The sequence below is a fragment of the Halorubellus sp. JP-L1 genome (genome assembly GCF_011440375.1).
Lineage (GTDB): Archaea > Halobacteriota > Halobacteria > Halobacteriales > Natrialbaceae > Halorubellus.
Genome location: NZ_JAAOIR010000002.1, coordinates 644,550 through 663,983 on the forward strand (window position 1 = coordinate 644,550; position 19,434 = coordinate 663,983).

The window sequence follows — 19,434 nt, forward strand, 5'->3', positions numbered from 1 at the left end:
GCTCAGAAGAGGCCGGTGGCCGCGATCTCGTCGCGGTAACACTGGAGGTACGTCTCGAGGACGGCGTCGTGGTCGTACGCGTCGAACGCCGGGTCGTAGTCGAGTCGCTCGAGCGACGCGGCGTCGCGGATGGCGGCGGCGAGCTCCTGTTCGCTCGTCGTCCGGAACCCGCGGTCGCGGTTCCCGCCCGGTTCGAGGTAGTGCTCGACGAGCTCGTGCGCGCTCGACCCGGCGTGGTACTCGACGATGCCGACGCAGCCGGAGGCGAGCGCCCACAGGAGTTCTTCGGCGAACAGGCACTCGTCGGCGGTCTGCGCGAACACGTGCGCGCCCCGGTAGACGGCGACGCGTTGGTCGCGCGAGCACTCGCCGAGCCACGTGATGCGGTCGTCGATCCGGAGGTCTCGCGCCTGCCGCTCGTAGCTCTCTCGTTCGGGGCCGTCGCCGATCACCGCGGCCGTCCAGTCGGTCTGCCGGAGCTCCGCGAGCGCGAGCAGGAGCGACTCGAGGTTGGCGTCCTCGTCGAGTGTGCGCGCGTACACGACGTCCGCGACCTGTCGCGGCTCCGTTCCGCGGATCGCGTCCACGTCGACGCTGTTCGGGACGACCTCGACCGCGTCGCTCCCGAGGTCGACGTGCTCGCGGACCGCCGTCTCGACGAGTTCGGAGGGGACGAGGACGCGATCGGAGCGCGCGAGCGCCTTCCGCTCGGTTCGCCCGTACCGCTCGACGTCGCCGTACCACTCCGTCACGAGGGGTGCGCGCGCCAGTCGCGCCCCCTTCTTCGCTGCCGGCACCTGGCTCGCTGGCGTCCCGGCCGCATGAACGACGTCCGGGCGCTCGCGAGGCACGCGCGTCGGCAGCGCCCACCGGAACGACCGCTTCGCGTCGACGTCGCCGACCACTGCCCGGTACGTGACGTCGTTCTCCACCCACGAGCCGTCCTGGCTCGTCCACCACTTCGCGCACAGGACGACGACGTCGTGCCCACGCCCAGCGAGCCGCTCCGCGAGCCCCCGCACCCGCAGCGTCTCCGGCGACGTGCGGTGAAAAGCCGTCTCCAACGCGACGAACACGACGCGCATACACACTCCCGACAGAGGACAGCTATTAAACACCACCTTTTTTCGGCGTCGGGTGGCCCTTCGAGCCACCACTCCTCGAAAAAACGTGGGCGAAAAAGGCCGAGCGCTCCCTTCGGTCGCGCTCGGTGAGTGCGCTGGACGACACCGCAACCGCATCCGCCAGCGCGACCGCATCTACCACCGCGACTGCACTGCGACCACAACGCACCGCAACAGTATCGCACCGCGACAGGACTGTACCGTGCCTCACCCTCCCCAGCCGACTCCCGAGGCGGCTCCCTTCGGCTCGCGGCCGTTGGCCGCTCGCCATCGAGGCGACTGCGTCGCCTCGCTTCGGTCGCCGCCGCGCTCGCCCCTCGCACGCGGTCGTCGCCGCGCCGCCGCGAGGCGGGGCGGCGACGGCCCGCGCGCCAGCCGGCACTCGAACGCTCGACTCGACCAACCAGCCGGGCCGCGAGCAGCGCGCGCAGAACTGCGCGCGCTGCGAGCAGGGGGAGGGCAGGGCGCGGTGCGGTAGCGGAGCGGTGCGGACGCGGTGCGGATGCGGCGGCGGAGCGGTCGCGGTGTGGTAGCGGAGCGGTGCGGTAGCGGAGCGGTGCGGACGCGGTGCGGATGCGGCGGCGGAGCGGTCGCGGTGCGGTCGCCGTCGGGTGGGACTGAAAGGGGCGGCACGTTCGCCCGTCGTCGCGACGGAAGGACCGCAGGCGCGAACGCGCCGGGGCTTTCTGCGTGTTCGGGGCGGTAAAGGTGTCGTTGGTGAACGAGCACGGCGCGGATTCCTCCGTGCTTGTGGTATCGGATGGCGAACTGGCCAGCGCGTTCTGGCTGTTCGCGGTGGGGTTGCCGTTCGGCGATTCGATGCGTTCGGAATCGGGTTCGAGGGGTCAAGTTCAAGCGTCGGGGCGCCCAACCCGAGATAGATGCGGCTCGACGAGTACATCGACGGGCTGGAGCCCGAGAGCGAGGAGGCGAAGCGTCGTCGGCTCGCGGAGGAGAAGTCCTACGAGATCACGGAGTACCTGGAGGACTTCGAGCGGGCGTTCGAGGAGAGCGTGCAGGGCGGGGATCTGTTCGGGTCGACGTCGCCGTCGGTGTTCGTTGGGCGGTCGGGGTATCCGGACGTGTCGACGGGGCTCCTCTCGCCGGTGGCGGGGGACGTCGACCCGGAGAGCCTGGTGACGGACGCGTCGTGGTACGGGGCGGTCGGGATCGACGACGTGGTGCAGCGCCGGAGTTCGCTCCTGAACTCGAATCGGCGCGCGGACGTTCGCGACGCGGGGTCGCTGTCGGATTCGGAGAGCGTCCACGATGCCTGGAGTGGGTTCCTCGGGACGCAGCGCGAGGTCGCGATCGCGGGCGATCCCGTGGACGTCGAGATCGGGCTGGACGGCACGCCGGAGCTGGATCTCTCCGGTGGCGAGATCTCCGCGCCGCGGGGGCCGAGGGCGAAGGCGAATCGCGCGGAGCTCGCGGAGAACCCGTACGTTCCCAGGCCAGTGAAGAAGACGCTGGAGGACGACGACTGGCAGGCTCAGGGTGCGATGACGTACCTCTATCGGCGGGGGTTCGACGTGTACGAGATCAACAACATCCTGTCGGCGGGTGCGCTCGGGCGCGGCGAGGACCGCCGGCTGGTGCCGACGCGCTGGTCGATCACGGCGGTCGACGACACCGTCGGGCAGTACCTCCGCGGGCAGCTTCGCGGGACGCAGGGCATCGACCGGGTGGAGGTGCACGAGAACGAGTTCATGGGGAACCGCTACTGGGTGGTGCTCGCGCCCGGCACGTGGGAGTTCGAGCTCGTGGAGATGAAGGCCCCCGGCAGCATCTGGAACCAGGGGGCGGGCGAGGTCTGGATGGGGTCGGCGCGCGAGGGGTTCGAGGGCCGCACTGGGTACGTCGAGGAGACCGCCGGCGCGTACTACGCGAGCCGGCTCGGCGTCCTCGAGCACCTCGTCGAGCGCGGCCGGCAGGCGAAGTGCCTCGTGCTCCGCGAGGTCAGCGACGACTACTGGGCGCCCGTCGGCGTCTGGCAGGTCCGGGAGTCGGTGCGGAACGCGTTCGACGACGAACCCGGGGAGGCGGAGGACTTCGCGACCGCGGTCGACGCCATCGAGACGCACCTCCCGGTGTCGATGAACCGACTCCGACGGAAGTCCAGCATGGTGTCGGGCCTCCAGTCGTCGCTCGCCGACTGGACGTGACCTCGTCAGTCGAGTCGTCGCCGGTCACGACCACGCGGTGACCGGTGACCGCCCCGACAATTCTTGAGGGGGCCGTGCGAACACCGCAGGCATGTCACTGCACGCGACGTTCCCGCTCCAGGTCCCGGGCGGGCCGGAACTCCTGGTCCTCACACTCGTCCTCCTCCCGCTCCTGATTCTCGCACTCATCGGCGTCGTGCTCGTGCGACGCATCCTCGACCTCCCGGACCCGAGTCGCGTCAACGAACTCGAGCGCGAGATCGTCGCGTTGCGCGAACGCGTCGCCGAACTCGAAGGCGAGACCGACGACGCGCTCGAAGCCGGCGACGCGCTCGGAGCCGACGACGAGGAAAACGAGCGCGCCTGACCGTAGCGGCCTATTCGACGTCCAGGATCTCGCCGTCGAGGTTCGCCATCGCCGCCGCGACGTACTCGCCGGTCTCGTCGACGATCGCCTGCCAGTCCGCGTCGTCGGGCGCGATGCCGACGAGGCGCGCGATCCGCATGATGGAGACGTGATAGACGAACTGGACGCCGGGTTCGTCCTGCCAGACGACGACGTTACACGGGAAGAGGCCGCCGATCTGCTTCGTCACGTCCAGGGCTTCGTCCGCGACCGCGGGGTTGCACGCGCCGAGGACGTAGTACGGGTCGCGGTCCGCGTCCACCTTCTCGTTCAGGAGGTCGCTCGGCGAGAACTCGACGGGGACGCCGAATCCGGCGTCGACGAACGCCTCGCGCACGTGTTCGACGGCCGCGTCGTGCTCCATCTCGAGGACGGCGCGCTTCGTGCCGACGTCCGAGTCCGCGATCTTCGTGGGGTCGATGGGGAGTGTCATCACCTATGCGTCCGCGCCCAGGGCTGAAAAGCGTACGCCGGTTTCGAGTCGCGGGCGCGCATCCGGGGACCCCCAGTAGTCCGTCAGATCGGGAGCGGGAGCCAGCGGAGCCACCCGAGGACGGTGTCTATCGGGATGATGGGGTCGTGGATGACGAGCCAGTCGAGGAAGACGAGACCGACGCCGTGCGCGACGACGCTCGGCAGGAGCGAGTCGGACTTGTAGTCGACCGCGCCGAAGAGGACGTCCGTCGGCCCGGAGAGCAGGATCTCGATCGGCGGCTTCGTCGCGTGATGGATCGCGTACACTACGGGGCTGATGAACGCCGCCTTGATGCCGAAGCGTTCGCCGACGCCGACGCACAGCAAGCCGCGGTAGTACGTCTCGACGGCGAGGACGAGCGCGAACTGCTTGACGGCGTGGGCCGCGAACGCGATGGGGTCGCGTAGCTCCGCGGCCGTCCCCCACATCGGGTAGAACGCGCGGATCGAGGGGAGCGACGACCCGACGAGATAGAACGGGAGGACGAACAGCGCCAACAGCGCGGCGTTCCTGACCGCTCGCCGATCGACGCGATACCCGAGGTCGCGGCCGTACGTCGCGGCGAGCGCCATCGGGCCGACGAAGAAGATGAGGCCGTCGACGACGACGCGCTCGTCCAGCCCCGGCGGCGAGTACCGCATCCAGAGGAGCGTCAGCACGAACCCCCACAGGAGCGACTTCGCGGTCCACGAAAGCGACCGCCACGCGTCGACGACGCGCTCCACGGACCCGCGAACGCTCGTGCTCATCGACGCGAGCGAACGCTACCGCCAGCCGCGAAATCCATCACGAGCACGATTCCAGAGAGCCGAATGCGAGCACGGCGTTACTCGTCGGCGGTCGCGACCGGGCCGTGCCCGGCCGCGTTCCGGACGGCTTCGACGAACGTCTGCCGCGTGTCGAAGTACGTCGTGTCCACGTCCTCGAGGAGCGATTCGAGCGACTGCGGACCGTCCGGCGTCCGCACCTCGCTGTCGCCCTCGAGTTCGAGGATGCGACTTCGCTGCTGGGGGTACTTGAGTCGCGAGGCGACGCGCGCTATCGGCGCACCCTCGACGGACGCTCCCGTGCCGAGTTCGACGGCGGGTTCTTCCTCCGCTTCCTCGTCGTCTGCCATGGCTGGCGCTTTGCGAGCGCCGCGATTCAACCTTTCGCTTCGCCGACCGCTGCGGACGCCGCGGCAGTCGCTTGTCTGACGTAGCCTTTTGTTGGAGGCGCTACAAGGGGCGCGCATGACGAGTCTCGCGGACGCGTACGAGGACACCGTCGGAGAGGTGGGGAGCGTCCGCCGACTGTACGCCGGCACCGGCCTGTTCGTCGTCGGCGTCCTCCTGACGCTCGTCGGCGTCGTCGTCGGCGGCACGAACGTCCTCGCGAGCGTCGGCATCGGCGTGTTCGAGGCGCGGAAGATCGCGGGCGTCCTCGGCGGCCTCGGCGTCCCCGCGGTGCTCTCGGGCGTGTTCACGGTGCTGCCCGCGAGTCAGCGAGTCCGTGGCGCGGCCGCGATCGGCGCGAGCGTCTGCGTGTTCGGCGTCGCGCTGTTCTGGCACGCGTACCCGACGTACTGGGTGACGTCGACCGCCGACACCGACCTGACGCTCGTCGTCGCCGCCGTCTACGTCTTCGGCGCGTTCACGAGCATCTGGACGCTGTTCACGGCGATCGTGAACTTCAAGACCCGGAACGACCCCGGCGGCACGATCGAACTCCGCATCACGAAGGAAGGCGAGACGCGCGTCGTCGAGGTCGACGAGACGACCGCCGAAGCCGTCCGCGAGAACGAGGCCGTCTCGACGGCCGACCTCGGGAGCGGCGTCGGGATGCTCGGCGGACAACCAGACGGCGACGTCGAAACCCAGACCGGCGGTGGGAAACCGACCGCAGCCGCCCAGTTGTCGGCCGGGTCGAAGCCTTCTTCGCGTGCGTCGCGCTCGACCAACTCGAAGCGCGACGCCGGCCGGTCGGCCGCGGCGAGCGACGGCGGTGCGACGACGCAGGACATCACATCGCCGATGGACGACGGCGACTCGTCGGCGAGCTACACGGGCGACGGCTACGACGCCGAAGTACTCGAGGACGAACCCGCGGACCCGGCGACGAACCACGCGGACCGCTACTGCGGGAACTGCGAGCACTTCGACTACGTGCAGACGAACCAGGGCATCCAGCCGTACTGCGGGTACCACGACGAACAGATGGACGACATGGAAGCCTGCGACGCCTGGAACCCGAACAACTAGGACGCCGGTCCGCGGTCACGCAGCCGAGTCTCTGATCCTCGCGAGCGTTTCGACCATCCTGTCGTAGAGACTGCCCTTCCAGAAGCACTGCTCGCAGTCGCGACACCGCCATACCGGCGTCTCGGCGGGGTCGGGCGCGTACTCGCGAGTGGATCCGGTCTCCGGGACGCGATCCAGACGGCCGTTGCAGCGCCCGCAGCGCTCGGGGTCGTCGGTCGGCGTCAGGTCGACGCTGGCGGCCGCGAGTTCGCGGAGTTGCGCGCGAGGGTCGCGCTCGTGGAGGAGGATACCGTCGGTCGCGGCGGCGAGGTCGCGGTCGCGCGTCACGACCGTCCGATTCTCCTCGTTCGCGAGCGCGGCGGTCTCGTCGTCGGCCTCGACGCCGTGGTCGAGGACGAACGCGGTGTCGTGCCCGCAGAGGCGTAGGTACGCGCGGAGCCCGCCGCACATTGCGTCGAGGAGCAAGCGCATGCTGTTCGCGTTCGTGGTCTCGGTTCGTCGCCGCTCAATGCAGGAACTCGCGGAGCGCGTCCTCGTCGTACGTATTCAGGACGTCGTCGGGTTCCGCCCAGCCGCGGCGGGCGGTGTGGACGCCGTACGTGACGTTCGCGTACGACGCAGGTCGGTGCGCGTCGGTGTTGATCGAGACCGTCGCGCCGGCCTCGACCGCGGCCTGGACGCTGCTCCCGGAGAGGTCGAGCCGGCTCGGGTTCGCGTTCACCTCCAGCGCCACGCCCTCGCTCGCCGCGACCTCCGCGAGCCGGTTCGCATCCACGTCCAGGCCCTCGCGCTGGTTCAAGAGGCGTCCCGTCGGGTGTCCGAGGACGTCGACGCTGGGGTGCGTCATCGCCGCACAGAGCCGGTCGGTCGCCTCGTCGCCAGGCATGTCGAGCTTCGAGTGCGGTGACGCGACCACGACGTCGAGCTCGGCGAGCACGTCGTCGGCGACCGAGATGCCGCCGTCGGCGTCGACGTTCGCCTCCACGCCCGAGAGCGCCGTGATGCCGTCGACGTCGTCGGTCACCGCCTCCACCTCGGCGGCGAGGTCGAGGAGGTCGTCGTCGGGGACGCCCATCCCGCCGACGACGCCCGGACCGACCGCGTGGTCCGTGACGGCGACGAACTCGTGACCGAACGACTTCGCGCCCTCGACCATCTCGCGGACCGAGAACGCGCCGTCGCTCGCGTCCGTGTGCGTGTGGAGGTCCCCGCGGACGTCCGCCTCCGTCAGGAGGGTCGGGAGGTCGTCGTCGACCGCGGCCTCGACTTCGCCGCGGCCCTCCCGCAACTCCGGCGGCACCAGCGGGAGGTCGAGCGCGTCGTACATCGACGCCTCCGTCTCCCCGCCGATGCGTTCGCCGACGCGCTGGCCGTCCTCGGCGTCCACGACGTCGCTGACGTCGAACGCGCCGTACTCGTTGAGCTTCACGCCGTGCTCGATGGCGTAGTTCCGGAGCTTCACGTTGTGGTCCTTGCTCCCCGTGAAGTACTGGAGCGCGCTCCCGAACTCGTTCGGGACGACGACGCGCAGGTCCACGCGCATCCCGTCCATCCAGACCGACGCCTTCTGTTCCCCAGCCTCGATCACCGAGTCCGCCGCCTCCCAGTCCGCGAACGCGTCGACGACCGCTTGCCCGCGCTCGCTCGCCGCGAGCACGTCCACGTCGCCGATGGTCGCCCGCCACCGCCGCACCGACCCCGCCGCCTCCGCCTCGTCGACGGCGTCGAGGTCGCTCACCCACGCCCGGACGCGCTCCGCGACCGGCCGGGCGTCACCGAGGAGCTCTCGCTGGCCGGCCTCGCGCGCGAACGGGACGTTCTCGAGGATGTTCCCCTCGGTCTTCGCGCCGAACCCCTTCACCTCCTGGATGCGGTCCGCCTCGGCCGCCGCCTCCAGTTCGTCGAGGTCCGTCACGCCCAGTTCCTCGTACAGCGTCCCGACCGTCTTCGGGCCGACGCCCTCGACGCGCAAGAGCGCCCGCATGTCCACCGGGTAGCGCTCGCGCATCTCCTCGAGTTCCTCGATCGCGCCCGTCTCGTGGAACTCCACGATCTTCGACGCGATCGCCTCGCCCACGTCGTCCAGTTCCATCAGGGCGTCCTCGCCCTCGTCGGCGAGCGCCTCGAGCGCGCCCGGGTACTCGCGGACGCTCTCGACCGCGCGCCGGTAGACGTTCGGCTTGTACTCGACGCCGTCGGCGTCGAGGAGGTTCGCGTACGCTTCCAGTTCGTCGGCGACGTCTTGCTTGAGTGCCATGAGTCGATGAGTGCGTCGTCGTCACGGGCCGGTTCGCGGCCCGTCCTCGTCGTGCCCGAGCGCCTGCTGGAGGAAGTTCATCCAGCGCTTCCGGTCGGCCGCCTGCTTCGCCTCGACCTCCCGCTCTATGTCCGTCGGGCCGATGCTCTCCAGCGCGTTCAGCGCGCGGTCCAGGCCGATGATCGCACCGACGACGGCCTCCCCCTCCTCGAAGGAGAGGTCGGGGTCGTCCTCGAGGCGCTGCTTGCGCTGGAGGCGCTCCCGGCGGAGGTTCTTCTTCGCCTCCTGGACGCGCTCGCGGTCCTCGGCGGGCACCGCGTCCACGCGCTTGGTCTCGAACACGAACGACTGGAGGTCCAGTTCCTCGCCCTGCACGTCGATCGTCTCGGGAATGTCCGCGCCGACCGTCGCGCTCTCGCGCTCGATCCGCTCCAGGAGTTGCTTGCGCTCGTACCCCTTCACGGCCGACGCTCGGGCGGCCAGCGTCAAAACGATGCGGGTCGAATCGACTGCGAGCGCCAGAGCGGTGGGGGTCGAATCGACTGCGAGCGCGAGCGCGGTGGGGGTCGAACCGACTGCAGCGAGAGAGCGGTCGGGTCGCAGTCGCCGGTCGCTGCCGTGACGATGCAGCGGTCGCCGGCGGGTCAGGTCGGCGCGACGACGATGACGCGGAGGTCGTTGACGTTCGTCCCGGTCGCATCCGAGTGGAGCAGTCCGCCGTCCACGCGCTGGTCGTCGGAGACGCGCTCGAAGAACCCGGTGGCGTCGTCGTCGGCGAGCGCGCGCCGCGCTCCGGCGAGCGCGTCCGCGTCCGCGAGCGCGTCGCCGGCGAGCACTGCGCCAGCGGCCTCGGACGAGCCGTCTCGGCCGTCGGTGTCGACCGCCGCGACCGCGACCTCGACGCCGTCGGGTAGCGACGGTCCCTCCGCGAGCGCGATCGCCGCGCCGAGCACGAACGCCTGGTTCGGGCCGCCCGTGCCGTCGCCCGTGACCGTCACCGTCGTCTCGCCAGCTGAGAGGACTACTCCGGGAGCCGTCACCGGCTCGTCGGTGGCCGCGACCTCGCGCGCGATCGCGGCGTGCACGCGACCCGCCGGCGACGCCTCGCCGTCGACCGTCGTCGAGAGCACGCGCGACGCCAGACCCCGGTCCTCGGCGGCCGCCCTGACGCCCGCCACCGCCGTCCGCGCGGACGCGACGACGTGATAGCCCGCGTCGTCGAACGCTGCGTCGTCCGGCCCCGGCGTCTCAGTGTGGTCGCCGCGCTCGCCCGCCGCGAGGTGCGCGCGAACCGCCGGCGCGGCGACGTCGTACCGCGAGAGCACGTCGAGTGCGTCCGCGTACGTCGACCCGTCCGGTGCCGTCGGCCCGCTCCCGATGGTCGCCGGGTCGTCGCCGACCACGTCCGACACCGCGACCGTCACCACGCGCGCCGGCGACGCCGCGACCGCCAGCCGACCGCCCTTCAGCGTCGAGACGTGCTTGCGGACCGCGTTCACCTCCCCGATGCTCGCCCCCGCGTCCAGCAGGTCGCGCGTTACCGACCGGAGCGCGTCCAGGTCGACGCCGTCCACGGGCGCGGGCAGGAGCGCGCTCGCCCCGCCAGAAACCACCGCGAGCACGAGCGTCGACGCGTCCGCCGCCACCGCCCGCTCCCGGACCGCCGACGCCGCCGCCACCCCGCGCTCGCTCGGCAACGGATGGTCGCCGACCCGCACCGACACCGGCCCCGCGTCCACGCCCTCGGTGGGTTCGTCGACGGCCACCACGCCGCCCTCGACGCGCCCGTCGAGCGCGTCCACGAGCGCCGCCGCCACCCGGTCGCTGCCCTTCCCGCCGCCGAGGACCAGCACGCGCTCGACGCCCGCCAGCGAGTACCGTTCGCCATCGACCACGAGCGTCGCGTCGTCGGACTCCTCGTCGTCGACCGCACCGTCGTCGACCGCGACGGCGTCCCGCGTCGCCCGCGCCGGGTCGGCTCGCCGGACGCCAGCCGACAGGCACGCTACCGCCGACTCGACGACCGCCGGGAGCGACTCCGAGTCCGAACCGACGACCTCGAACACGACTCAGGCGAACAGTCGACGCGCCAGCGAGAACAACCGATCGCGCACGCGCTTGGGGACGAACTGCGCCAGCCCCGCGTACTTCGCGACCGGACCGACCGGGTACCGCGGCGCCGGGTCCGTCGCACTCGCCGCGTTCACGATCGCGTCCGCGACCACGGTCGGACCGATCGACGCCGGCCCGAAGCCGCCCATCGACGCCGCGTCGTCGTAGAGCTCGTAGATGTCCTCGTACGCGCCCGATCGCTGCGCCGTCGACGCCAGCTCGTCGTCCGCGCGATCGTAGAACTCCGAGTCGACCGGCCCCGGCGCGACCACGACGACGTCCACGCCGAACTCCTCGACCTCCGCACGGAGCGCGTCGCTCATCGACTCCACCGCGGCCTTCGACCCCGCGTACGCTCCCGATCCCGGGAGCGAGAGCTCGCCGACGACGCTCGACACGTTCACGATCGTCCCGTCGCAGGCCTCGCGCATGTGCGGGAGGACGGCGCGAGCGAGCCGATGCGGCCCGAACGCGTTCACGTCGAACTGGCGCTCGACGGACTCGGTCGTCACGTCCTCGAGCGGCCCGAACTGCGCGAACCCCGCGTTGTTCACGACGCAATCCACCTGCCCTTGCTCGTCGATCACGCGATCGACGACCGCCTCGACTTGCTCGCCGTCAGTCACGTCCAGTTCCGCCGTCCGACAGCCGGCGTCGGCGAGGTCCGCGACGTCCGCTTCATCTCGTGCCGTCGCGTACACGACCCAGTCCTCCGCGAGGAACCGCGCCGCCGTCGCCTGCCCGATCCCCGAGGACGACCCGGTCACGATGCAGACGTCCTTGTGCCGCGTCTCCACGCCAGCCGCGTCGTCGGCGGTCGCCGGCGACTCGTCCGCGTCGGTCATGCTCCGGCGTTCGACCGGCGGGTACGTAAGTGTCACCGGTTCCCAGCCGCCCACACCACTCCCGAGGGTCCAAATACGAAGCCGCGGCCACCCGTCGCCGTCACCTGACAGTCGCCGCGCGTCGGTCCAGGCGGGAGCGCGACCCGCCGACGCGCACACGTCCACGGGTCGCCTGCTCGCCACCACCGCGACAGTCCGCGTTCACTCGACGGTCGCGTGTTAACAGTCACTCGACGGTCGCTTTCGCCTCGTCGGCGTACGCGTCAGCGAGCCGCGTCGGCTCCGGGAGCTTGTACCCCGCCGTCGACGCGAGCACCGCGTCCGCCGCGGTCGACGCACTCACGCGATGTCCGGGGCTCACCCAGAGCGGATTGATCGATTGCGCGCCCGACGCGTACTGGCGGGACTGGACCGCGTACCCGATCACCTCGCCGTCGGGCGCGGTCACGTCCGCGTTCGCCAGCACCGGCACGCGCTCGCCGTCCGCGAGCCCGTCGACGTCGCCGTCGGGCGTCCCACAGAGCAAGTTCTTCGCCACCCCGATCGCCGGCACGTCGAACACGACGCCCATGTGCGTCGCGATGCCGGCCTCCCGGAAGTGGATGCGGCCGCTCCCGTCGAAGAAGAGGAGCTCCGGCTCCGACTCCAGCTGGGAGAGCGCGTCCACGATCGGGCCGCCCTCGCGGTACGAGAGGAGCCCGGGGATGTAGGGAATCTCGAGTGGCGTCACCGCGAACGTGCGCTCGACGACGACGTCGCCGCGGACGCAGACGACCGCGGACACCGCCCGGTCGTCGAGGAACGCCTGATCGACGCCCGCGACCAACGGCCCCTCTGGCCGCCCGACGCGCGCCGCGTCGAACGCGAAGTCGTCGACGAACGTCGCCGCTTCCGCGACGGCGCGCTGCTGGGCTTCCATCTCCTCGCGGGACGCGTCCGCGTCCGGCAGGAACTCGGGGCGAACGACGTCCATCAGAACCGACGACGACCACCGGGGCCGCCCGGACCGCCCGGGCCGCCGGGACCACCGGGGCCGCCGCCCATGCCGATGCTCTGGGGGCGCCGAACCCGCCCCTCGATGTGCTTGCCGTACGCGAGCCCGAGCAGGAGCCCGATGAGGTGCGCGCCCTGGGCCGTGCCACCGGCACCGATGCCGCCACCGATGATGGCGAGCGTCGAGATGAGCGCGTAGAAGATCGTGATCGCCCAGATCGGGACGGGGAGCACGAACCAGATGTATACCTTCAAGTCCGGCGCGAGAACCGTCAGCACGCCGAGTATCGCGAGTGCCGCGCCGCTCGCACCGAGGACGCCCGCGAACTCGCCCGGCGCCATCACCATCGCCAGCCCGATCTGGCCGAGTCCCGCGAGCATCCCCGTTCCGAGGAACAGGAGCGTGAAGTCCCTGGAGCCGACGATGTCCTCGACCAGTCGGCCGAAGAAGAATATCACGATGGCGTTCCCCGCGATGTGCCCGAGGCTCGGCGGCGGGGAGTGCGCGAAGATCGACGTCACCCACGTCCACACGTACTCGGGGTGGTCCGAGGACAGGATGAACACGTCGAGGTACACCCCTTGCCCGACGAAGTTGAACACCATCCACTGCATCATCCACGTGATGAACATCAGTGCCAGGAACACGTACGTCATGTTCCCGCGGAAGTACGAGAGCGCGCCACCGGGCCCGAAGAGCGTGAACGAAGGCAGCGACCAACCGTCGCTCTCGGCCTGCACCGAGTCGTCGAACCCGCTATCGAACACGCCCTTGGGGTCGTTCCACTCCGTCAACCCCGGACAGTCGTGCTTCTCCGGCAAGCGGTGTTCGCCGCAGTACGTGCTCCCGCAGTGAGAACACTCGTACGGCATGTTCTCGTGCTTGCCGCACTCGTCGCATTTCGCCATTGGCGGCGCCTACGGGAGGGTGGGTCAAGGGGCTTTGGGTGACCCCGCGGCGGTTACGCGACCGGTTAGAAGAGCCCTTCGTCGTCGTCGAGGAGTTTCGCGGGGCCGCCGACCTCCCAGATCGTGGTCTTGACGCCGGTCTCCGCGACGGCTTCTTTGACGCGTTCGACGTGGTCGGCGGTCGTGTTGACGTACACCGATGCGCCGGTGTCAGTCGAGAACCAGACCGGGACCGAGTCGACGTCGTCGTCGTCCTCGTACCCGTTCTCGCGGAGGTTCCGGACTTTGTCGAACACGGAGAGCGTCGCGGGCTTCCAGTACACCCAGCCCTCGGGGCCGGTCATCGTCGTCGCGGCGAGACTCAGCGAGTCGTGTTCGGCGATGTGCCCGACGCGCTCGAGGTCGTTCTCGTGGAGGGCGTCCTTGCAGTCCTGGAGTTGCTCGTGGACGTGCGCCATCCGGTCGCCGAACATGTGGCTGCGTTCGGCCTCCGCGTGCGCGTCGTCGGTCTCCTTGTACGCGGGAACGAGCGCGACGACGGTCTTGAGTTCGCTCTCGAGGTCGGTCGGGATGCGGTGACTCCGACAGTCCTGGTCGTTCATCCCGGCGCTCAGGTAGGAGAATCCGCCGGTGACGGCGCGTGCCGCGCTCGCGGAGCCGACGCGAGCGATCGTGGAGATGTCCTCGATGGTCGCGTCGAGTTCGGCGGCGTCGGCGAGTGCGCGAGCGGCGGCGGCGAAGCCAGACGAGGAGGATCCGAGGCCGACGTTCGACGGGAACGAGTTCTCGCTCTCAAGTCTGACGGGGTAGACGGTGTGGGCGGCGTCGCTCATCGACCGCGCCTTCTCGACGACGCGTTCCACGCGGTCGAACGCCGAGCCATCTAGTTCCTCGCCGTCGACGATATAGGTGTCCTCGTCGTAGTCCATGGAGAACTCGACGGTGGTCTTCGTGTGACTCGGCGCCGTGCAGACGCTGATGGAGTCGTGGTAGGGGAGTCGTTCGATGTCGTCGCGCATCCCGTGGTACTTGACGAGGCCCTGGATCGGGTGCGCCATCGCGGTTGCTTTCATACCACTACGGGAGACGACGGCCCGCTTAAAACCCACGGCGACGCGGCGGCGGCGGTCCTCGCTCCCCCCTCTCGTCCGCTCTCGCGCGGTTCCGGAACCGAACGCCTGAAACCGCGGCGTTTCGACGAAGCGAGTATGGGAACCCCACTGGATTCGCGACGGGCGCAGGCCGAGACGGTCGTCGAGCGCCTCCACGAGGAGTACCCCGACTCGACGATCTCGCTGAACTACGCGTCGCGTCTGGAGCTCCTCGTCGCGGTCGTGCTGTCCGCGCAGTGCACGGACGAGCGCGTGAACGACGTCACCGAGGATCTCTTCGAGACCTACCAGCGTCCCGAGGACTACGCGAACGCGAGCGAGGACGAGCTCGCGGACGCGATCTACGGTATTACGTTCCACAACAGCAAGGCGGGCTACCTGAAGGGGATCGGCGAGCAGTTGCTCGCGGAGCACGACGGGGGGGTCCCCGACGAGATGAGTGCGCTCACGGACCTCCCGGGCGTGGGTCGGAAGACGGCGAACGTCGTCCTCCAGCACGGCCACGACGTCGTTGAGGGGATCGTCGTCGACACGCACGTCCAGCGACTGTCGCGTCGCCTCGGTCTCACGGAGGCGGAGCGACCGGAAGCCATCGAGCGGGACCTGCTGGACGTCGTCCCCGAGAGCGAGTGGCAGCAGTTCACGCACCTCCTCATCGACCACGGGCGCGCCGTCTGCGGCGCTCGGACTGCGGAGTGCGGCGAGTGCGTGCTCGCGGACGTCTGTCCCTCGGAGCAGGGCGACAGCGAGATTGACCTGGCGAGCGGCGACCCCTGGTAGCTGGGGCTCGCGGCCTCGGCGGCGTCTCTCTCGTTCGGCCAATCCGATTTGGCGCCGCACCTACGCACGTCCAGTGGCAAGTTCGCGCATGGCACACACGGACCGCGAGGTCGACGAGGAGACGCACGACGAAACCACTGGCGACGAGGACACGACCGAGGAAGCGGAGCGGGACGCCGAGCAACACGTCGAGTTGTCGCCAGAGGAGCGGACGAACGTGCCGACGGAGGAACTCGTGGACGTCGACGACGCGCACGACGAGGCCGTCGAGGAGGAGGAAGTGGAGAACGAGCCGGGGAACCGAACGAACACGGAGAAGCTCAACGACGAGGCGCGCGAGCAGAACAACCACGACAACGCGCCCGACGAGATGCCGAACCGCCAGAAGTAGCGGCCAGAACTGGCGCGAAACCCGACGGTCGCGAGCGCCTCTAGATGATGGTGTACCATCGCAGGTACCGGGCGACGCCGACGAGGTACGCGAGAATCCAGAAGAAGACGTACCCGAAGACGCCGACGCGGAGGCGCGTCCGCCACTTCCCCATGTGCTCGTGGAGTTCGTCGATCGAGACGTCCTGGTCTGGGTCGTCGTAGAGGTCCGCGGCGCGCTTGGCCTGGAAGATGCGGACGATCCCCCAGAGGCCGAACAGGAGCATCGCGTACGCCTGCAGGCCGAAGAACGCGTGGAGGGCGGTGAGGCTACTCAGGTTCTCGATCAGTCGCGGAGCCATCCACGTGACCACGGGGACCGTGTTCAGGACGAGGCCGGTGACGACGAACTTCAGGTGGTGCGTGAGGACGTCCCACGTCACGACCGGCTGGTTGATGATGTACCAAGCGCCGTAGACGTAGAACGGGAAGCTGGCGGTGACGACGAGGACGACGACCGTCGCAACCACCACGTCTTCGACCATGCCCGGCCCTTGCGGCCGGGGTGTCCTAAAGGACGCGTTCCCGGACGCCCGCGGTCGGAAAGGGTAAACCGGCGTGGGCCGAACTAACGCGCGATGAACGACTCCCGACCGTCGTCCGCCGACGACCCCGACTCCGGGAGCGAACGCGACGACGCCGAGCCCTCCGAGGACGTCGCGCCCTCGGACGACGCCGACCCCTCCGAAGACGCGCTCTCGGACGCGGAATTGCGGGCGCGCGTAGAGGAGAAGTACGACTTCGACGACTTCGGGCCCGGGGACATGGCGGAGATGACGCCCGACGAGTGGGACGTGGCGTTCGATGCCGAGTCCTGGATCACGGGCGAAGAACTGCTCGACCGCGTCGCGGCCGACCTCGAGCGACGCGTCGCGTACCGGGACGTGTTCGCGGTGGTCGAACGCCGGACGGTAGAGGGCGTCGACGCCGTGCTCGCGTTCTCCGACGAGGGATACGCGCTCGTTCGCGAGGACGGGAGCGTCGAGGGATTCGGGACGGTGCTCCGGGACGTGAAGCCGACGGTCGCGCTCTGCTCGATGGAGTCCTACGACGTCGAGGAACCTCCCGCGGACGCCGTCCTGCCGAGTCCGGGCGACGTTCCGGAGGGCAGCGGCGAACTCGGGAACCTCATGCTGCAAGTCATCGCTGGCGTCCTCGGGCTCTCGGGGCTCGTGCTCCTCGTCGGTGCCGTCGTCGCACCCGGTGCGACCGGAACGAGCGAACTCGGACGGGGTCTGATGGTCGTGTTCGGCCTGCTGTTCCTCGCGGCCACGTTCGTCCTGTTCTTCACCGTCGCGAACGCCAGGCTCTCCGACAAGTTCCGCGCAGAGGAGTACCGCGAGCGACTGCGTGCAGTCGGCCTCGAGGACGGCGAACGGCCGTCGTTCCTCCCGACGGAGGACGGCGGGACGGCCGTCGACGCCGACCGCTCGACCCAGGACGCGACCGCCGCCACGGACGGCGCGACCTCGGTCGACGCCGACCGAACGCACCCCGCGGACGGTCGGGACGAAGAACGACCCGGAGTGGACGACGCTACCGAGCGGAACGACGCCGGTGAAACGACGGGCGACGAAGGCTCGAACCCGAGCACGTGAGGCCCCCGAGACGCCCGCATCGGTGGGTTTAAGCAACGCCAATCCTGACCTACGGATGTATATGAAAAGGCGGGACTTTCTGAGAACTGCCAGCGGCGTTACTGGGGCCGCCGCGGCAGCCGGCGCGGCGTCCGCTGGTGCTGCCGCCGACGATACACGGCAGTCCGGTGTGGCCAACAACACGACGACGGAGGGGACGCCGGACGGTACCGGTACCACCAACGGTACCGAGACTGGCGGTGCGAACGAGACCACCGGCGGCGGCGGAGCGTCCGGCCCCACCGAAGAGGTCATCGTCGGCCCCGACGGCGACCTCGTGTACGACCCGGCCGACCTCACGATCGCGAACGGGACGACCGTGAACTTCGTGTGGGAGTCGGACGACCACAACATCGTCGTCGACAGCCAGCCCGACGGCGCGGGCTGGGAGGGTACGGAAGGACCGGACTCGAAGACGTACGACACCGGCCACGAGTACTCGCACACGTTCACGACGAACGGCGAGTACGCGTACTTCTGTCAGCCCCACGTCGGTGCCGGGATGGAAGCGACGATCACCGTTCAGGACAGCGTCGACACCGGAGGCGGTGGCGGCGAACAGAACCCCGAGCACATGGGCGTGCCGTTCCAGGCGCACTTCGTCGGCCTGGCGACCATCCTCGCCATCATTAGCTCCCTCCTCTACACGTTCTACACGCTCAAGTACGGCGAATCCGCACACACTGCGGCCCCGAACAAGAAATAACGATGTCGACCAAAGGAAGCAACTACGGCGACATTCATCGCTACGAGCCGGCCCAGGAGAGCACCGCTGCCGCGGTCGCCATCGTCCTCCTCACCGTCATAGAGGTCGTGTTCGTCGGCCTGTTCACGTACGGTCTCATCGCCGGCTGGGGACTCGACGCAGTCGGCAACATGTACCTCGGCACGATCCTCGCCATCATCTTCGTGGACTTGGCGTTCATCCTCCTGCTGTACCGCAAGGAGTTCCTCCCGGACGTCATGATCGTCAAGAAGCGCCGGCGGAAGTGGGAGGACCTCTACGTCCGCGAGGAGGACGTCGACGGCGAACAGTTCGGCGGTGACGCCATCGAGACACTGAAACGGGCAGTATACCCGTACTACAAGCGATAATCATGCCACTGGACGAAGACAAGTATCCGGTCGAATCGGACCGTCGGCGGTTCGTCAAAGGCGTCGTCGGCGGCGCCGCCCTCGCGGGCGTGACGACGGCGAGCGCAGCCGCGGTCAACAGCGCCACCGCGCCGACTGGCGCCGGTGGTGGAGCGACGACGTTCTACGCCGTCGAGAACACCGACGGCCCCGCACCGCGCGGGATGCCCCAGATTCCCATCGAGATAGACGACGAAGGCTACCTGAAGGGTGCGTGGCCGGAGTACGAGGAAGGCGACGACGCCGCCGTCACGGAGAACTACGGCGGGTCGGACGTGACGTACTCCTCGGCGTGGTTCCAGTACTGTGGCGTGCAGACGTACTCCGGCGTCTACCCGGACGCCGACCAGGACAACTACTTCCGGTACTCGTCGTCGGGCTACGACTGGCACAGCGACGTGGGCGGCGACCGGATACACGTCGACGACTTCGCGGAACTCGGCGAGGACTGGCGGGAGTGGAACACGTCGTTCGGGACGCGATCGAACGGGAAGCCCGCTTCCGGGACGTGGCGGTCGCAGGACCTGTCGCCCCAGGAGACGATGCCGATCCAGGTCATCCGCTCGGAGAACGTCCTCGAACTGGCCGAAGAGGACCCGTGGATCGAGGCGTCGACCGCGCAAGGCTGCATCGCGTGGCTGAACAAGTGCACGCACTTCTGTTGCGTGCCCGGCTTCAAGACCCTCGAGGGGTCGGCGAAGTTCGGTGCGGCGGACCAGATCTACTGCCAGTGTCATCAGTCGGTCTACGACCCGTTCAGTATCGTGCGGAAGTCGTTCGTCGCACTCCCGCGACCGGAGCAGGAGGACTGACAGC

The 19,434-nt window shown here is 69.5% G+C and carries 22 protein-coding genes; 9 read left to right on the forward strand and 13 right to left on the reverse strand.

What is annotated here, in order from left to right:
* Window positions 1-2 precede the first annotated feature (2 nt).
* Complete coding sequence (locus tag G9C85_RS11710; protein WP_166040132.1) at window positions 3-1,085, reverse strand: glycosyltransferase; 1,083 nt, start codon at window positions 1,083-1,085, stop codon at window positions 3-5.
* Window positions 1,086-2,005: 920 nt separating this feature from the next.
* Here G9C85_RS11710 and nreA point away from each other — a divergent pair.
* Both nreA and G9C85_RS11720 read left to right on the forward strand, forming a co-directional pair.
* Window positions 2,006-3,289, forward strand: a complete 1,284-nt coding sequence (gene nreA, locus G9C85_RS11715; protein WP_166040134.1) for a DNA repair protein NreA — start codon at window positions 2,006-2,008, stop codon at window positions 3,287-3,289.
* A gap of 91 nt (window positions 3,290-3,380) precedes the next feature.
* Window positions 3,381-3,656: a hypothetical protein gene (locus G9C85_RS11720; protein ID WP_166039032.1), complete on the forward strand. Its 276-nt coding sequence runs from the start codon at window positions 3,381-3,383 to the stop codon at window positions 3,654-3,656.
* A gap of 10 nt (window positions 3,657-3,666) precedes the next feature.
* On the opposite strand, the gene G9C85_RS11725 is transcribed toward G9C85_RS11720, so the two are convergent.
* The 3 genes from G9C85_RS11725 to G9C85_RS11735 all read right to left on the reverse strand — a co-directional run bounded on the left by G9C85_RS11725 (window position 3,667) and on the right by G9C85_RS11735 (window position 5,287).
* Window positions 3,667-4,128, reverse strand: a complete 462-nt coding sequence (locus G9C85_RS11725) for a DUF302 domain-containing protein (RefSeq protein ID WP_166040136.1) — start codon at window positions 4,126-4,128, stop codon at window positions 3,667-3,669.
* Between the two features lie 83 nt (window positions 4,129-4,211).
* Window positions 4,212-4,919 (reverse strand): type II CAAX prenyl endopeptidase Rce1 family protein, encoded by a 708-nt coding sequence (locus G9C85_RS11730; RefSeq protein WP_166040138.1) that lies wholly within the window; start codon window positions 4,917-4,919, stop codon window positions 4,212-4,214.
* 77 nt (window positions 4,920-4,996) lie between these two features.
* Window positions 4,997-5,287, reverse strand: coding sequence for a DUF5789 family protein (locus tag G9C85_RS11735; RefSeq protein ID WP_166040140.1), 291 nt, complete (start codon window positions 5,285-5,287; stop codon window positions 4,997-4,999).
* Between the two features lie 115 nt (window positions 5,288-5,402).
* On the opposite strand from G9C85_RS11735, the gene G9C85_RS11740 reads away from it, so the two are divergent.
* Window positions 5,403-6,410, forward strand: a complete 1,008-nt coding sequence (locus tag G9C85_RS11740) for a hypothetical protein (RefSeq protein WP_166040142.1) — start codon at window positions 5,403-5,405, stop codon at window positions 6,408-6,410.
* A 15-nt stretch (window positions 6,411-6,425) separates the two neighbouring features.
* On the opposite strand, the gene G9C85_RS11745 is transcribed toward G9C85_RS11740, so the two are convergent.
* From G9C85_RS11745 to mvaD, 8 genes are all read right to left on the reverse strand, one after another.
* On the reverse strand, window positions 6,426-6,881 hold the full coding sequence (locus tag G9C85_RS11745; RefSeq protein ID WP_166040144.1) for a Mut7-C RNAse domain-containing protein: 456 nt from the start codon (window positions 6,879-6,881) through the stop codon (window positions 6,426-6,428).
* 34 nt (window positions 6,882-6,915) lie between these two features.
* The gene (polX, locus tag G9C85_RS11750) at window positions 6,916-8,667 is read right to left on the reverse strand and encodes a DNA polymerase/3'-5' exonuclease PolX (RefSeq protein ID WP_166040146.1); all 1,752 of its coding nucleotides are present in this window, start codon (window positions 8,665-8,667) and stop codon (window positions 6,916-6,918) included.
* A gap of 21 nt (window positions 8,668-8,688) precedes the next feature.
* A complete protein-coding gene (locus tag G9C85_RS11755) occupies window positions 8,689-9,129 on the reverse strand; it encodes a DUF5788 family protein (protein ID WP_166040148.1) in 441 nt (146 codons plus the stop codon).
* A gap of 182 nt (window positions 9,130-9,311) precedes the next feature.
* Complete coding sequence (locus G9C85_RS11760; RefSeq protein ID WP_166040151.1) at window positions 9,312-10,733, reverse strand: DUF4147 domain-containing protein; 1,422 nt, start codon at window positions 10,731-10,733, stop codon at window positions 9,312-9,314.
* Between the two features lie 3 nt (window positions 10,734-10,736).
* A complete protein-coding gene (locus tag G9C85_RS11765) occupies window positions 10,737-11,624 on the reverse strand; it encodes an SDR family oxidoreductase (protein ID WP_166040153.1) in 888 nt (295 codons plus the stop codon).
* Between the two features lie 226 nt (window positions 11,625-11,850).
* Complete coding sequence (locus G9C85_RS11770; RefSeq protein ID WP_166040155.1) at window positions 11,851-12,597, reverse strand: endonuclease V; 747 nt, start codon at window positions 12,595-12,597, stop codon at window positions 11,851-11,853.
* Window positions 12,597-13,526 (reverse strand): rhomboid family intramembrane serine protease, encoded by a 930-nt coding sequence (locus G9C85_RS11775; RefSeq protein ID WP_166040157.1) that lies wholly within the window; start codon window positions 13,524-13,526, stop codon window positions 12,597-12,599. The genes G9C85_RS11770 and G9C85_RS11775 overlap by 1 nt, the downstream gene beginning before the upstream one ends.
* A gap of 65 nt (window positions 13,527-13,591) precedes the next feature.
* On the reverse strand, window positions 13,592-14,599 hold the full coding sequence (mvaD, locus tag G9C85_RS11780) for a phosphomevalonate decarboxylase MvaD (protein WP_166040159.1): 1,008 nt from the start codon (window positions 14,597-14,599) through the stop codon (window positions 13,592-13,594).
* Window positions 14,600-14,734: 135 nt separating this feature from the next.
* Between mvaD and nth the strand changes: the two genes are divergently transcribed.
* Both nth and G9C85_RS11790 read left to right on the forward strand, forming a co-directional pair.
* Window positions 14,735-15,418 (forward strand): endonuclease III, encoded by a 684-nt coding sequence (gene nth, locus G9C85_RS11785; protein WP_166040161.1) that lies wholly within the window; start codon window positions 14,735-14,737, stop codon window positions 15,416-15,418.
* Window positions 15,419-15,506: 88 nt separating this feature from the next.
* Window positions 15,507-15,809 (forward strand): hypothetical protein, encoded by a 303-nt coding sequence (locus G9C85_RS11790; RefSeq protein WP_166040163.1) that lies wholly within the window; start codon window positions 15,507-15,509, stop codon window positions 15,807-15,809.
* 40 nt (window positions 15,810-15,849) lie between these two features.
* Here G9C85_RS11790 and G9C85_RS11795 read toward each other — a convergent pair whose 3' ends face one another.
* Entirely contained in the window at window positions 15,850-16,332 is a 483-nt protein-coding gene (locus G9C85_RS11795; protein WP_166040165.1) for a hypothetical protein, read from the reverse strand.
* Between the two features lie 93 nt (window positions 16,333-16,425).
* On the opposite strand from G9C85_RS11795, the gene G9C85_RS11800 reads away from it, so the two are divergent.
* From G9C85_RS11800 to G9C85_RS11815, 4 genes are all read left to right on the forward strand, one after another.
* Window positions 16,426-17,445: a hypothetical protein gene (locus G9C85_RS11800; protein WP_193570701.1), complete on the forward strand. Its 1,020-nt coding sequence runs from the start codon at window positions 16,426-16,428 to the stop codon at window positions 17,443-17,445.
* Window positions 17,446-17,614: 169 nt separating this feature from the next.
* The gene (locus G9C85_RS11805) at window positions 17,615-18,190 is read left to right on the forward strand and encodes a plastocyanin/azurin family copper-binding protein (RefSeq protein WP_369680805.1); all 576 of its coding nucleotides are present in this window, start codon (window positions 17,615-17,617) and stop codon (window positions 18,188-18,190) included.
* A gap of 2 nt (window positions 18,191-18,192) precedes the next feature.
* The gene (locus G9C85_RS11810) at window positions 18,193-18,579 is read left to right on the forward strand and encodes a hypothetical protein (RefSeq protein ID WP_166040168.1); all 387 of its coding nucleotides are present in this window, start codon (window positions 18,193-18,195) and stop codon (window positions 18,577-18,579) included.
* Window positions 18,580-18,581: 2 nt separating this feature from the next.
* Window positions 18,582-19,430: a ubiquinol-cytochrome c reductase iron-sulfur subunit gene (locus G9C85_RS11815; RefSeq protein WP_166040170.1), complete on the forward strand. Its 849-nt coding sequence runs from the start codon at window positions 18,582-18,584 to the stop codon at window positions 19,428-19,430.
* Window positions 19,431-19,434 lie beyond the last annotated feature (4 nt).

Coding starts and splice junctions, on each gene's coding strand:
- G9C85_RS11790 (WP_166040163.1), top strand. CDS start 15,507: ATGGCACACACGGACCGCGAGGTCGACGAGGAGACGCACGACGAAACC.
- G9C85_RS11765 (WP_166040153.1), bottom strand. CDS start 11,624: ATGACCGACGCGGACGAGTCGCCGGCGACCGCCGACGACGCGGCTGGC.
- G9C85_RS11800 (WP_193570701.1), top strand. CDS start 16,426: ATGAACGACTCCCGACCGTCGTCCGCCGACGACCCCGACTCCGGGAGC.
- G9C85_RS11815 (WP_166040170.1), top strand. CDS start 18,582: ATGCCACTGGACGAAGACAAGTATCCGGTCGAATCGGACCGTCGGCGG.
- G9C85_RS11720 (WP_166039032.1), top strand. CDS start 3,381: ATGTCACTGCACGCGACGTTCCCGCTCCAGGTCCCGGGCGGGCCGGAA.
- G9C85_RS11740 (WP_166040142.1), top strand. CDS start 5,403: ATGACGAGTCTCGCGGACGCGTACGAGGACACCGTCGGAGAGGTGGGG.
- G9C85_RS11730 (WP_166040138.1), bottom strand. CDS start 4,919: ATGAGCACGAGCGTTCGCGGGTCCGTGGAGCGCGTCGTCGACGCGTGG.
- nth (WP_166040161.1), top strand. CDS start 14,735: ATGGGAACCCCACTGGATTCGCGACGGGCGCAGGCCGAGACGGTCGTC.
- G9C85_RS11775 (WP_166040157.1), bottom strand. CDS start 13,526: ATGGCGAAATGCGACGAGTGCGGCAAGCACGAGAACATGCCGTACGAG.
- nreA (WP_166040134.1), top strand. CDS start 2,006: ATGCGGCTCGACGAGTACATCGACGGGCTGGAGCCCGAGAGCGAGGAG.
- mvaD (WP_166040159.1), bottom strand. CDS start 14,599: ATGAAAGCAACCGCGATGGCGCACCCGATCCAGGGCCTCGTCAAGTAC.
- G9C85_RS11735 (WP_166040140.1), bottom strand. CDS start 5,287: ATGGCAGACGACGAGGAAGCGGAGGAAGAACCCGCCGTCGAACTCGGC.
- G9C85_RS11710 (WP_166040132.1), bottom strand. CDS start 1,085: ATGCGCGTCGTGTTCGTCGCGTTGGAGACGGCTTTTCACCGCACGTCG.
- G9C85_RS11770 (WP_166040155.1), bottom strand. CDS start 12,597: ATGGACGTCGTTCGCCCCGAGTTCCTGCCGGACGCGGACGCGTCCCGC.
- polX (WP_166040146.1), bottom strand. CDS start 8,667: ATGGCACTCAAGCAAGACGTCGCCGACGAACTGGAAGCGTACGCGAAC.
- G9C85_RS11725 (WP_166040136.1), bottom strand. CDS start 4,128: ATGACACTCCCCATCGACCCCACGAAGATCGCGGACTCGGACGTCGGC.
- G9C85_RS11810 (WP_166040168.1), top strand. CDS start 18,193: ATGTCGACCAAAGGAAGCAACTACGGCGACATTCATCGCTACGAGCCG.
- G9C85_RS11745 (WP_166040144.1), bottom strand. CDS start 6,881: ATGCGCTTGCTCCTCGACGCAATGTGCGGCGGGCTCCGCGCGTACCTA.
- G9C85_RS11795 (WP_166040165.1), bottom strand. CDS start 16,332: ATGGTCGAAGACGTGGTGGTTGCGACGGTCGTCGTCCTCGTCGTCACC.